Source organism: Sphingobium sp. B8D3A, from assembly GCF_025961995.1.
In the GTDB taxonomy this organism is placed as follows: domain Bacteria; phylum Pseudomonadota; class Alphaproteobacteria; order Sphingomonadales; family Sphingomonadaceae; genus Sphingobium.
In genome coordinates this window covers 2,026,000-2,038,929 of sequence record NZ_JAOQOS010000001.1, presented here as the reverse complement: position 1 = coordinate 2,038,929, position 12,930 = coordinate 2,026,000, and the positions used below count along the sequence as shown (strand labels likewise).

General features: G+C 63.1%; 13 protein-coding genes. 2 read left to right on the top strand and 11 right to left on the bottom strand.

The genetic code is table 11. The features are described from left to right. Positions 1-20 precede the first annotated feature (20 nt). On the top strand, positions 21-512 hold the full coding sequence (locus tag M2342_RS09410; RefSeq protein WP_264578885.1) for a YdeI/OmpD-associated family protein: 492 nt from the start codon (positions 21-23) through the stop codon (positions 510-512). Positions 513-567: 55 nt separating this feature from the next. On the opposite strand, the gene M2342_RS09405 is transcribed toward M2342_RS09410, so the two are convergent. From M2342_RS09405 to M2342_RS09370, 8 genes are all read right to left on the bottom strand, one after another. After that, on the bottom strand, positions 568-1,044 hold the full coding sequence (locus M2342_RS09405; RefSeq protein WP_264578884.1) for a ferritin-like domain-containing protein: 477 nt from the start codon (positions 1,042-1,044) through the stop codon (positions 568-570). Between the two features lie 78 nt (positions 1,045-1,122). Then, entirely contained in the window at positions 1,123-1,902 is a 780-nt protein-coding gene (locus tag M2342_RS09400) for a glutathione S-transferase family protein (protein ID WP_264578883.1), read from the bottom strand. Further along, a complete protein-coding gene (locus tag M2342_RS09395; protein ID WP_264578882.1) occupies positions 1,902-2,681 on the bottom strand; it encodes a glutathione S-transferase family protein in 780 nt (259 codons plus the stop codon). Before M2342_RS09395 ends, M2342_RS09400 begins: the two co-directional genes overlap by 1 nt. A gap of 37 nt (positions 2,682-2,718) precedes the next feature. Further along, entirely contained in the window at positions 2,719-3,096 is a 378-nt protein-coding gene (locus M2342_RS09390; RefSeq protein WP_264578881.1) for a twin-arginine translocation signal domain-containing protein, read from the bottom strand. Next, entirely contained in the window at positions 3,093-3,545 is a 453-nt protein-coding gene (locus M2342_RS09385) for a c-type cytochrome (protein WP_264578880.1), read from the bottom strand. Before M2342_RS09385 ends, M2342_RS09390 begins: the two co-directional genes overlap by 4 nt. Then, positions 3,542-5,119, bottom strand: coding sequence for an FAD-binding oxidoreductase (locus M2342_RS09380; RefSeq protein WP_181559649.1), 1,578 nt, complete (start codon positions 5,117-5,119; stop codon positions 3,542-3,544). Before M2342_RS09380 ends, M2342_RS09385 begins: the two co-directional genes overlap by 4 nt. Before the next feature lie 134 nt (positions 5,120-5,253). Then, complete coding sequence (locus tag M2342_RS09375) at positions 5,254-7,578, bottom strand: TonB-dependent receptor (RefSeq protein ID WP_264578879.1); 2,325 nt, start codon at positions 7,576-7,578, stop codon at positions 5,254-5,256. A 376-nt stretch (positions 7,579-7,954) separates the two neighbouring features. After that, the gene (locus M2342_RS09370) at positions 7,955-8,368 is read right to left on the bottom strand and encodes a winged helix-turn-helix transcriptional regulator (RefSeq protein ID WP_264578878.1); all 414 of its coding nucleotides are present in this window, start codon (positions 8,366-8,368) and stop codon (positions 7,955-7,957) included. A 107-nt stretch (positions 8,369-8,475) separates the two neighbouring features. Between M2342_RS09370 and M2342_RS09365 the strand changes: the two genes are divergently transcribed. Next, on the top strand, positions 8,476-9,219 hold the full coding sequence (locus tag M2342_RS09365; protein ID WP_264578877.1) for an SDR family oxidoreductase: 744 nt from the start codon (positions 8,476-8,478) through the stop codon (positions 9,217-9,219). A gap of 82 nt (positions 9,220-9,301) precedes the next feature. On the opposite strand, the gene M2342_RS09360 is transcribed toward M2342_RS09365, so the two are convergent. The 3 genes from M2342_RS09360 to M2342_RS09350 form a co-directional block, all read right to left on the bottom strand. Continuing rightward, a complete protein-coding gene (locus M2342_RS09360; RefSeq protein WP_264578876.1) occupies positions 9,302-10,777 on the bottom strand; it encodes a carotenoid oxygenase family protein in 1,476 nt (491 codons plus the stop codon). A gap of 58 nt (positions 10,778-10,835) precedes the next feature. Beyond that, positions 10,836-11,723, bottom strand: coding sequence for an amidohydrolase family protein (locus M2342_RS09355; protein ID WP_264578875.1), 888 nt, complete (start codon positions 11,721-11,723; stop codon positions 10,836-10,838). Positions 11,724-11,869: 146 nt separating this feature from the next. Next, positions 11,870-12,922, bottom strand: a complete 1,053-nt coding sequence (locus tag M2342_RS09350) for a 4-oxalomesaconate tautomerase (RefSeq protein WP_264578874.1) — start codon at positions 12,920-12,922, stop codon at positions 11,870-11,872. Positions 12,923-12,930: the final 8 nt, after the last annotated feature.

Genomic DNA, 12,930 nt, shown 5'->3' with positions numbered 1-12,930 from the left:
GAAACCGGCCGGAAAGTGCCATGATTGAGCGCTGCCAGGGGCTCGGAGGGAATACGTCAAACTACGCATTGCGAGGTCGCGCCGGGGCAGCGCAAATGCGGGTGCGCCCACGTAGCCAGCGCTTCCCTCACCCCATTGAATTGTCCGGTCATCGCGGGCACCATGCGCCCATGGGTAATTTGGTAGGCAAGACGGCAGACGCATTTCCGCATGGCACCGTCCATCGGGCCGCAGACGATCTTCAGCACGCGCTGACCGCAGATGCCGACCTGTTCGCTCTCTGGGAGAAGCTGACCCCACTCGGCCGGAACGAGTTCATCTGCTGGGTGGAGGACGCGAAGCAGGCGAAGACCCGCGAAAGACGGATCCAGCGAACCTGCGAGGAACTGCTTGAAGGCAAGAAGCGGCCCTGCTGTTGGGCCGGGTGCATTCACCGGAAGGACAAGGCCCCCGGACGATGGCAGCAGGCCGTGCTGATCGACGGCAAGACCGGCCAAACGCCTCCCACATAGGACCATGCCATCGCCGCCTTTCAGCCTCTGCCAGCTGTTCAGATGAGAGAAGCGTTCAACCGGCGGCTCGCGTCACATCGAGCAGCAGCGTGCGGAACTGCTCATCGGTGGCGTGGGCATGCGTGCGCATCGCGGTCAGAACCTCCTGCGCACGCTCATGGGATAGCCTGTTCGCAACGGCGATGGCGGTCTCCAGGGAGACGGCATCGGCCGCCACGGCTTTTCGCACGGCGCCAATGATGGCGATGTCGCGTAACGACCCCTGCGGGATCGTCTCGGTATCGCGGTGGGCATCCTTGACGATGCCACCCATCCAGAGGTTCTCAGCGGGATCGTCGATCGGCTCGAGCGCATTGATGGTACGCGCCTGATCGTCCCAGCTGCGCGCCAAGGCATCGACAAGCTGGGAAACCGGCAGGCCGACGGCAGCAGCGATTGAGGGCAAAGCCTCGGCGGCAAGAACCCGTCCTGCATAGAGGTCTTCCAGACAGACGGTCAGCAAGCTGGTCAGGTCGCGGGCTTGTGTGCTCATGCTGCTCCTCTCCGATGACTCAGCGGCGCGAGAGGCGCCGCCGATCATCCAACGAGAGAGCGCGGGGGACGTTCCGTCCTAGCCCCAGCGATTGATTTCCGGGCCGGGCGCAAAGGCGTGAGCCGGCTGCGGGCTGCGCGCCTGCGCGAGCGCCCGCTGCACGCTGGGCCGCGCCTCAACCCGCGCCAGCCACGCCGCCAGGCGCGGCTTGTCGGCGAAGGCATCGGAAAGCAGGTCGCGCATCGGCGCCACCCAGGCGTAGCTTTCCAGATCGGCGATGGAGAAGCTGCCCATGAGCCAGTCGCGCGCCTCAAGGCGGGCCTCGATCTTCTGCGTGGCCTCACGGACCCGTGCCTCGCTGGCAGCACGATGCTCGGCCGAGAGCTGGCCGCTACGCGTCTCGCGCCAGCGCTCGGCCAGATCCTGCGAGGCAATGGGGGCAATCAGCGCATCGAAGCGCGCGTCATCGAGCGCAGCCAAGCGCGGCGTCGTCCACGCCAGGTTGGCCAGGGCCGCCGCGCCGGGCGCGACGCGCTCGATCATCCAGCGACACCAGGCCATCATTTCCCACCGGGCATAGGGATCAGTGGGGCGCAGGCCACAACCGGGCGCGGCGTCATCCAGATAGCAGGCGATGAACACGCTATCGCACAGCGCGTGCCCGTCGACGACGAGCACCGGGCCTTCCCCTTCGACGCTGTAATCCGCCTCGAATGCGCGCGGCACGGTCCCGCCATGGCGCTCGGCCATGCCGAGGTCGATAGGGCGAAGCTCCGCGTTCAGACCGCTCTCGAACAGCGCGGCGAGCACCGTGAGCGAGGGGCCGGTCGGCTCGCCATGATACAGGGTCATCGCCATCACGCTGCCTCCTCGATCAAGGGAATGATGCGCTCGGCAAAACGGGGCACGCGGCTATAGGCCCAGGTCTCCCGCACCGCAGGGCGCCGCGCAATGGCGCGCAGCCAGCGCATGATGTTGGGGGTTTTTGCGTCGTTCACGTCATCGGGCTGCATGGAGGGGAGCCCGTAAGCCGAATTGAAGCAATTGATATCCGCCAGCGAGTATTGATCCGAGCCGAGATACTCGCGCTGCCCCAGCGCCTCCTCCAGCTTGGTGATGCCCAGCTTCACCCGCCGCGTCGACTCTGCCAGTTCCGCCTCGCTGAACAAGCCGTAGATCGCCTTGCGCCAGGCAGTGCGGCGCTCCGGCAAGGGAATGCGGTCGATCGCTGCCTTGAGTTCTTCCGGGTCGCGCGCCCGGACTTGCGGGCCGATGAAGATGCTCCAGCCGATCATGCTGAACGACGGGCAAAGCCACTGGTCGAGATATTTCATCCACCAGCGCACACGCCAGCGATCGACCGGGTCTTCAGGCATCATCGAGGGGCCGGGAAAGGCCTCCTCCACATATTCCATCATGGCGGTCGATTCATTGAGTAGCCGGCCGCCATGGGTCATCGCCGGGATCGTCCCCATCGGGTTGATCGCCAGATAGTCCGGCTTGTGCTGATCGAACGAGAGCAGGTCGAGATAATGGCTATTGAACGCCACACCTTTCTCGATGAGGGTGAGCATGGGTTTGCCCGAATTGGCGTTGGGCTCCCAATGGTACAAAGTGACGTCGTTGCTGCTGCTCATCGTAACGCGGGCCGCTGCCCTCTCCTCTCGATCAATTTCAGGCCATCGTCCAAGCGATAAGCTCATGCGTCGCGTCGCGCCGTTCAGAGCGCAGACGCAACCCGCGGTCCTCAAGCCAGGTCCGGGCGGCGACATAGTCATTCCAGCCGGTCAGACCGGCCACCGGACCAGACATCGCACCGCTACGACGGATCGCGCGGACGCCGGCCCAGTTGCGGCTATGCTCTCCGGCAAGATCGATCTGCTGCAAGCCGAAGAACTGCCCGGCGAAAGACCGGCTTGCGGCTCTGCGGCTGTCATAGACGACGATGCGAGCGGCCTTCTCCGGCCCAGCGACGGCCCGGGCGCCGAATAAGCCGACAGCCCCTGCAACCGCGGCGCCGCCCAGCAATTGCCGCCGCGAGACGCCGCTCATTTGCCCTTCCCCAAATAAGCCGCCACGGCTTCCAGTTCGGAGTCGGTAATGTCCACGCGCGTCTGGCGGGGCATAGCGCCCTTGCCCATGCGCACGACCGCCTTCACATAATCGGCGGTCAGATCGTCCCGGTTGGCGATCAGGCCCATGGCGGGCGGGTTGCCCATCATCACCTGCTGCTTGGTGATCAGATTTGTGCCCATCCCCCAATCGAAATGGCAGGCGCCGCACCGATTGGAGAACAGGGCTTCACCGCTATTGGCATTATGCTGCCGGTCCCCTGGCGCCATTTGCGCCCGCATACCGTAAGCGGAGGGGGGCGGCGGACCACCTGCGGGGGCGGCGCCGGGCTGGGCAGCCCGCGCGTCCCTTGTCCCCAGATCATAGGTCGTCATCAGCACGCCGACCGCCATCAGCGTCATGAGGCTCGTGACCTGCCCTATCCTCATGCCAGTGCCTTTCCACGCTGGTCGGCATAGGCGCTGGGCCAGATGCCGTTCTTTCCGGGAGAGAGAATGCCGTTCGGGTCGAGCGTGTTCTTAACCTGCTCGGTCATCCGCCGCATGGCGTGGTTGTTGAACCCGAAGGTATCGGAGATCGCGTCCATCCAGCCGAGATGGGTGCGATATTCGGCATAGCCATGGGCGGCAGCGTCGGCGATCAGCGCGTTGAACAGCGTCTTGATCGTCTCGACCTGCTTGTCGTTGTCGCGGTCGTACATGAGCATGTTCACATTGTTGCAGAACCGACCGCCAATGGTGAAGCTGGCATAGAAATCCACATCATGATCGTTGATGATCTTGCGGCTGCGGCGCATCTGGTCGAGCACATGCTTGCCGGTGGCCGGGACGACCGGCGAGAAGCCCATATGGGCGCTGCGCCCGCCAACCCAATCGCCCATCTGCAGCGGAACGGCCGATGGTACGCCGAGCGTCAGGTCCATCACATTGGTCGCATCGCCCTTGCGCCACCAGCGCTCGCCGATCGGCGTCTTGAGGTGCGGCGCGAAGGCGGCCTTCACGACAGCCGCCTTGGCCTTGGTCACCGATTCCTCGCCATAGAGGCGCAGCTGCATGTTCCAGTAGCTGAGCTTGTGCTCCTTGAGCAGCTCCTGCACGCGCCAGTCAGGGATAGCGCCGGGCTTATCCCAGAAGTCCTTGCGTTGTCCCAGAATGGTCATCTTGCCGAGCCAACTCGGGATGAAGATCGACTGATCGATGATCCGATTGAGCCGCAGGGGCGTGAGGGTATCGATCACCCAGCCGATGTCTTCCGCCTGCGGGATTTCAAGGTTCAGCTCTACGGAGGTTTCCGGCTCCGGCATCAGCCACATGCCGGCCTTGGTCACGACGCCCAGGTTGGACTGGGTGAACATCTGGTCCCAGCTCGGGCCGTAGCTGAACGGAAAAAGATGCGCGGCCTTGTTGTTCTCCATGGCGCCAAGGCCCGTGCGCACCACATCGCCATTGGCGAGCACGACTTCCATGCCGCACAGGTTGCTCGCGTGGACGCCGTAGGGCGTGTAGCCGATGCCATGATCGAGCGCGTTGCCAAGCACCGAGCCCCAGCCATTGCCGGGGACAGACATCATCAGCGGCAGCTTCTCGCGCTGGATATGCTCATACAAGTCGATGAAGCCGACGCCCGGCTCGATGACGCAATAGCCCAGCTCCGGATCGACCTCGAGAATGCGGTTCATGCGCCCGAGATCCAGCACCATACAGCCCGGCATCCGCGGCGCTGCCGTGCCATAACCAAGGTTCTTGCCGCGCGCGACAGTCCACAGGGGGAGCTTGTGCTCATTGGCGATGCGCACCACCGCCTGCACTTCCTCGACCGTGCTCGGGGCTACCGCGCCCGATGCCGTCCAAAGCGTCTCGGGCCCCGGCGCGTAAATATCCGCATAGGCATCGCGATCTTCATCGCTGGTCATCACCCAGCCCGCACCGACCGCAGCCTGCAACGCCTTGACGGCGGCATCGAAGCGTTGGGGTGACATTCCAGGCGGCAAAACTAGCTTCATGCGCTCACCTCTCCTTGCGGGCCTGTGCGGCCTCTCGCTCTTGCGACTATTGCTATTGTGGGATCATGGGGCGGTCAAAGGAAATGAGGGCGACCACGCGGCCGCCCTCCTCAAGTTTATCTCGCCCTAGGGCCTCAGAAGTCCTTCTTGATCGACACGCGCCATTCGCGCGGCGCGCCGACATTGGCATAGGCCGTGCCCGCGAAGCCGTAGACGGCGTCAAACCGCGACGTGTAGTAATATTCGTCGAAGAGGTTGGTCACTTCGAACGACACGGCGAGGTCGCGATCCTGATTGCGCCAGGTCAGCCGGGTGCTGCCGAGCACGTAGGACGGAAAATATTCGAAGTCCGGATTGACCGCGTTCAGCGTTCTGCTGGCCAACTGCCGGCCGCGATAGGCGACGTCCAGCCTCGGTGTAATCGAGCCGGACCCGCCCATGTCGATCTCATACTGAATGCCTGCGCTCCACTGTGTTTCGGGCGAAACGATGGGGCTGCCGGCGGTGATGGTGCTGCCGACGGCGGGCGAGATCGACTTGTATTCCGAACCGATCAGGCTCAGCGACGCGTCGATCATCAGATTGTCGACCGGAGTTGCCGAAACCTCGGCTTCGAAGCCCCACATCTTGCCGTCGCCGGCATTGGCGATGACCGCGCAGGGCCCGCCACCATAAGCCGAACAGTCGGAGAGCGGCAGCTGGATCGCCTTATAGTCGTTATAGAAGCCCGCGAGGTTCACCCGCAGGCGACGGTCCAGCAAGTCCGTCTTGAGGCCGATCTCGTAGGCTGTGACGGTCTCCGGCCCGAACGTGCCTTGGGTCGCGTGCGTCGGCAGGAACGGGCGGGCGGTGACGCCCCCGCCCTTGAATCCCGTGCCCACGGTTCCATAGAGCAACACTTCCGGCGAGAAGCGGTAATCCACGGACAGGCGCCAGTCGACGCGGCTGCCGTCATACACGGCCTTCAGATTGTTGAGAGCCGAGAGGCCGAACGGATCGGGGAAGAGCGGCGCGGTATTGTCGAGGTTCCGCCGGATGAATGTGTAGTCCTTGTGCTCCTCAGTGTAGCGGATGCCGCCCGTGATCGTCATGCCATCAACGGGGCGGACGATCGCGGTGCCGAACACGGCCTTGCTGTCCGCATTGATCGGATCGTTGCCGAGGAACTGGAGCGGCACGCCGGGGATGATGTAGCGGATATCCTGAATGGTGAAGTATGTGCTGCGCTGATCGGAATAATAGCCGCCAACGGTCAGATCGGCCATGTCGCCAAGCTTGGCGTTGACGCGCAGCTCCTGGCTCACGAACCAGAAATCGAGATCGTTGAAGCCGCCAGCGGCCCGCGTCAGCGTCGGCGTGAAATCATCGTCCGTGCCCCAGCGGTTATTGTAGGAGCGATAGGCCGTGATCGACTGGACCTGAATATTGTCGGTCACATCCCAATCGATATGGCCGGACACGCCCCAGCCACGGAACTTGTTCCGATTGCCCGTATTCCAGTTGCCGGCTTGACCTCCCGCCGGCAGCCCCCAGCTTGCATAGGTGCACCAGGGCCCGCACAGGAAGTTCGAGGCGTCGCCCTGCGCCACGATCGGCACTTCGGCAGCGCTGGGGCGATCGGAATACTGATAGTCGCCGATAATCTGGATATCGAGCTTCTCGCCTGCATAACGCAACGCGCCGCGCACGCCGGAATAGTTAATGCCGCCCAGATCCTCGACCACGCAGTCGGTGTTGGTCGGCACGGCCGGCAGGATGCCCTCGGGATTGCCGGGATTGGCGCAGCCATAATCGATCTGCTGGACATAACCGCGCTGGCTCTTGTGGACGCCGGAAACGCGAGCGAAGAGCATATCCGTAATCGGGAAATTCGCTCCCGCCCGCACTTCCACGCGATTGCGCGAGCCATAGCTCACTTCGGCAAAACCGCTCGGATCGGCTTCCGGTTTCTTCGAGAACAGTTTGATCGCGCCGCCAATCGAGTTGCGACCCGTAAGCGTTCCCTGCGGGCCGCGCAGCACTTCCACGCGCTCCAGGTCGAGCAGGTCGAAATTGGCACCGGTGAGGGTCGGATAATAGACATCATCAACATAAAGCCCGACGCCCGGCTCATAAGCCGGGTTGAAATCGAACTGCCCGATGCCGCGGATGGAGGCGCCCATGGAATCGCCGAACGCGCCGCCCATGGGGGTGAGGGTCACGCTGGGCGCCTGCCGGGCGACCGCAGCGATGTCATCCTGATTGCGCGCTTCAAGTAGCGCCGCATCCACCGCCGTGATCGCCAGTGGCGTATCCTGCAGGCGCTGAGACCGAAATTGTGCAGTAACAATGATATCGGGGGTGCTGTCGGCCTGCGGGGCGGCATCTTGCTGCGCGATAGCGGGCGACGCCGCCGCGATGGCCATCACCATAACCGAACCGGCGCACAGCAATGGGCGGATTCTGGACTTCCTGTTCATCACATCTTCTCCTCACCTGTGCGGCTCGATGCAGCCTCACATTGCGCGGGTCTTTGCGACCTCTCGCAGAGCATACAGGAGCCGTATTTTTAGGCTCGTTGATATAGGCAGGAATTCCGGACAGGATCAACTTAAAGGAGACGGCGGCGGCGCGACGGCCGAACTTTTGGTCCCGGCGTGGGAGTTATGCATCAGCGCTCTTGTTCAGGAGTGCAGAAACATGTCTGGTTGCGCATCTTTGAAGCACGGCAAAGGCGAACGGCCGCCGCGATGGAGGCGAAGGCCGGCTAAGACCCCAACTTGAATGCGTGATTCGTTGCCGCTGCGTTCGTGAAAACAGAATGCGGCGAGTTAACGGTCGCCCTGCCCGGCTCACTCAGCGAGCGCGTGCCTCATCAAATCTCGCGCGAGCCGCGTCGATGTCTTGCAGATGATCCTCCGCCCAGGTCCACACGCCACAAAATGCTTCGCCCAGACTGGCACCCATCTCCGTCAGCCGATAATCCACATGGGGCGGCACGACCGGATGCACCGTGCGGTGGACCAGACCGTTGCGCTCCATCTGCCGCAGGGTCTGTGTGAGCATCTTCTGGCTGATGCCGGGCATCTTCTCGAAGATCCGTGTGAAGCGCTGTTCGCCATGATCGTGCAGCACTTCGATCAGCAGCATGGTCCATTTGTCCGCGACTTGGCCGATAAGGTCATTGACCAGCGCTTCCACGCGGGGATCGATCTGATCGTAGCGATCCGGGCTGGCTGGCACGCTTGCGCGCTTCGCTTGGGTTGTCATTCACACTCTCTTTCCGGTGAGTATCAATCTTTCCGGTGCCTTCTTTCGTTCTGAAAGCTAGGACTTAAATGAGCAGTCGTCCACCAGCAGAATTTGGAGCAGACGGCATGAAGACCACGGGCAACACCATTCTCATCACCGGCGGCGGCTCCGGTATTGGCCGCGCATTGGCGCGCCATTTCCACGAGCTCGGCAACACGGTGATCGTCGCGGGGCGGACAGCAGCGACATTGGCTGAGACCATCCAGGGTCGCGCGGGCATGCACATGCTCACAGTTGATGCGAGCGATCCGGCAAGCATTGAGGCATTCGCGGCCGAAGCGGTGACGCGCTTTCCGGCCATCAACGTCCTGTTCAACAATGCCGGCATCATGCAGCGCGAGGATCTGACGCGACGTGGCGACACGACTGTGGCGGAGCAGACCTTCATCACTAATGTGCTGGGGCCGATCCGCCTGACCAATGCCTTGATCGAGCATCTGATGGCGCAGGAAGACGCCGCGATCGTCAACACGACCTCCGGCCTCGCCTTCGTCCCACTGATCGGCACGCCGAGCTACAGCGCGAGCAAGGCGGCCCTGCACAGCTGGACGGTCTCCCTGCGGGAACAGCTGCGCGGCAAGGTGGAGGTGATCGAGTTGGCCCCGCCAGCCGTGCGCACCGAGCTAACCCCGGGCCAGTCCACCCGGGAAAACTATATGCCGCTCGAGGATTATGCTGCGGAAGTGATGGCGCTCTTTCAGCAAGTGCCTACACCCGAGGAAATTCTCGTCGAGAATGTCCGCTTCCTTCGCTCGGCTGAGCGCGAGGGACGGTTTGACGAGACTGTGCGGATGATCAGCACGCTTTGATTGCCAAGGTGGGATGGCGAAACATCATCGCCGTCCAAGGGGGCAGGCTCTAACAGCCTGCGCCCTTGGGCGTGCGAAAGGATCAGGCCGCTTTCGCCGCCTGATAGGCCGCCATCGGCACCCACCAGCCATGGACCTGAGGCCGCATGCGGGTGGGCACGGGCACCTTGGCGACCGGCCCCGCCGGCAGGTCGCCCGCGTTCCAGATCCACACCGCGTGCTCGAACTGGTCCGGCGCGGTCTCATGGTCGACGACGCCGACCAGCCAGCCTTCATGACCGGGCTCGCTCGACGGCACATGCACGGTCTCGCTCATTCCATGCGCCGGCGGCAGATTATAGCCGATGATTGCGCCGGTCTCGAAATCCTTCCGCAGGAGCGCGGTGAACATGGCGCCGACGACGCCGCCCATCAGCGGTGGCCCCATGGGCTGCGGGTTCATGCTGCAATACCAGCCCCGCTTGTACGGGCGCCCCTGATCGGCATCGGCAATGCGCGGCATGTCTCCCGGAGGCCCGAGCGGCGTGACCTCCACACCGTCGCTCTCACCCTTCATATCGACGGTCCAGCGCTGAAAACCGCCGCCCAGTTCCCAAGGCTGCACGTCGATGCCGCTGTCCGCGCGGATATGCGGGAAGGCGATCGTATCGGTGATGTGGTGATCGATATGGACCTTTCCGTCCGGCGTCTCAAAGGCGTTCATCATGTGGAAGCTGGAGGCGCCCTTCGGTCCCTTGAACCAGCGGATCTCGAACACATCGCCATAACGCGGCATCACCCCGATGTGATATTCCAGATCTTGCTGGTGAACCCAGTGCGCGCCCTTGGCTTTCACGCGCTCCAGGTCAGCGGTTGTCGGTTGGAGCGGGAAGATCGCGTAATTCTGCGTAATCACGAAGTCGTGGACGAGGCTGCAGAACGGTGCCTCGAAGGATTGCTCCTTGACGAGCTTGCCGTCCTTGTCGGTCCACCAATAGGCGATGGTCTTCGAGCAGAGGCCGTCCGCCTCATAGCCGTAAACGAACATTTCCTTCGTCTCGGGATCGATGCGGACATGGGCCGTCATCGTCTGCGACTTGAGCGCGCCCCCGAAATCATAGGCGCCGATGGTCTCCAGCGTGTGCGGATCGACCTGATGGCCCGGCCCATCCTCCTTGGTCATGATGAGCTTGCCCGCGTGCCAGACCGGCGTGGTGTTGGAGACGGTCCCCTCCACGCCCTCGGCCGACGCGTCATTGGTGAAGGGGTTGCGATAGCGGCCGAACAGACGCTTGCCGGCGGCGTTCTCGGCCTTCCAGCGCGGGGTCTGGACATATTTGATGTCATAATCGACCGTGCCGTCCTCATTGAAGAGGATGCGGCTGATCATGCCGTCGTCGGAGAGCGCGGTATCGGGCTGGAAGAACGGCTCGAACTGCGGATCGGGCACTGCCCGGAAGAAAGCGCCGCGCACATCCGCCGGAATGGTGCCCTCGGATGCCGTGAGGCCCTTGAGCGAAACTTCCTGACGGACTGGCGTGTTGAGGCCCATATAGTCCGGCGTTGCGGGAAACGGCATTCTTCTCTCCAGTCAGCTTGCGGTTTCGGGCCTGTTTGGTCTCTCGTTATCGAACTGGCTATGACCCAGCGCGAAGTTCTTCAGGCCAGTATAGACGCATCGGGTTGGTCACCAGCATCTTGCGCTGCAACGCTTCCGTCGTCGCGATGCGTGGGATCATGTCCACAAGCAAGCCATCGTCCGGGATGGCATCCTGCATGTTGGGGTGCGGCCAGTCGGTGCCCCAGATGACCCGATCCTGATAATCGGCGACAAGCGGGGCGACGGCATTGGCAAAATCATCCCACGGCGCACCAGCGGGGTCGAGCCGGTCCGGGCAGGTCGCCTTGAACCAGATGTCCTCGCGGCTGTCGAGCAGGTTGCGAAAGGCCTTCAGGTCCGCACCGTCCGGTCCCTGGCGCACATCGGGGCGGCCCATATGGTCGATCACCAGCGGCACCGGGATCGCATCCATGAACGGGCGCAGTTCTTCGAGAATGTCCGCCTCGAAATAGATGACGACATGCCAGCCCTCCGGCAGTCGGCTGGCGACCTCAAGGAACTTGTCCTTGGGAGCATCGTCCACCAGGCGCTTGAGGAAGTTGAAGCGGATGCCGCGCATGCCGCCTGCGTGCAACGCCTCAAGCTCGGCCTCGCTGATCGCCGGATCGACCACGGCGACACCGCGCGCCTTTCCGTCGGACACGGCAATGCCGTTCAGGGTCGCGGCGTTGTCGATGCCATGGCAGCTCGCCTGGACGATCACATTGCGGGAAAAGCCCAGATGATCGCGCAGGGCAAAGAGCATGTCCGGGCCTGCATCCTGCGGCAGATATTTGGCCTTCGCGCTGAACGGGAACTGCGCCATCGGCCCGAACACATGGCAATGCGCATCCACGGCGCCCGGCGGCGGCGTGTAGGCGGGTTTGCTCGGATTGCTATGCCAGGAAAGGATGCGGTCGGTCATCTCATTGGTTCCGTTCGGGCTGGGCCTGTCGAAGCCCGTTTCTCACTTTCCGTTCAATTGTTTCAGACGAAACAGCCCTTTGACAAGTTCAGGGCGAACGGACTTGTTCTGAGGTGCAGGGAGCCTGCCATAGACGCAGGGGATGTTCAGCCGAACACCACCCCGTCCATCAGCTTGCGGGCGGTGCGCAACATGCCGGCTTCCACCGGCTGTCCGTCAGCGTCCACGGTCACGACGCATTCGGTGACGCCGGTCGGATGCTCGACCCCCAGCGTCTTCGTCGCACTCGCGGGCACCTTGGCGACGGAGGCAGCGGGAGAGCCTTCGATAAGGCATGCCGTCGCCACGCTCACCGCACCCAACACCCCGATGGAGGCATGGACACGATGCGGGATGAGCGAACGCACGGTAACGGCCCCACCCTCGCGCGGCGGCGCCACCAGCATCATCTTGGGGACGGACTTTTCAGTCACGTCGCCAAGGTTCATCATCTCACCGACCTTGAGGCGGATGGCCTCGACCTTCGCCTTCATCTCGTTATTGGCGTCAAGCGTGTCACGATCCTCATAGCCGGTCACGCCGACGTCGCTGGCAAGCATGACGACGCAGGGCATCCCATTGTCGATCATCGTCACCTTGATGCCATTGATCTCGTCGACGCCATTGCCCGTCGGCAGCAGGGCGCCGCAGGATGAGCCAGCGGTATCGCGGAACAACAGCGGAATGGGCGCCGATGTACCCGGCACGCCACTGATCGAGGCGTCACCATCATAGCGAACCTGGCCGCCGGGCGTCTGCACCGTGGCGACGGCGACCTGGCCGGTATTCTCCATGAAGATGGCGACGCGGGTTTCATCGCCGGTTGGCTGCACGAGACCGCGCTCAATGGCGAACGGACCGATGCCCGCGAGGATATTGCCGCAATTCTGCGCGTCGGTGACAATCGCCTGATCGACGAACACTTGCAGGAAGAGATAATCGACATCGACCCCTTCGCGGCTCGATTTCCTGACCACGCCAACCTTGCTGGTCAGCGGATCGGCGCCACCCATGCCGTCGATCTGGCGCGGGTCTGGCGAGCCCATGACGCGCAGGAGGAAGGCATCGCGGGCGGCGGTATCCGTGGGCAGATCGTCTGCCAGGAAATAGCCGCCCTTGGAGGTGCCGCCACGCATCCACATGCAGGTAATGCCGTCCATCACAGCCT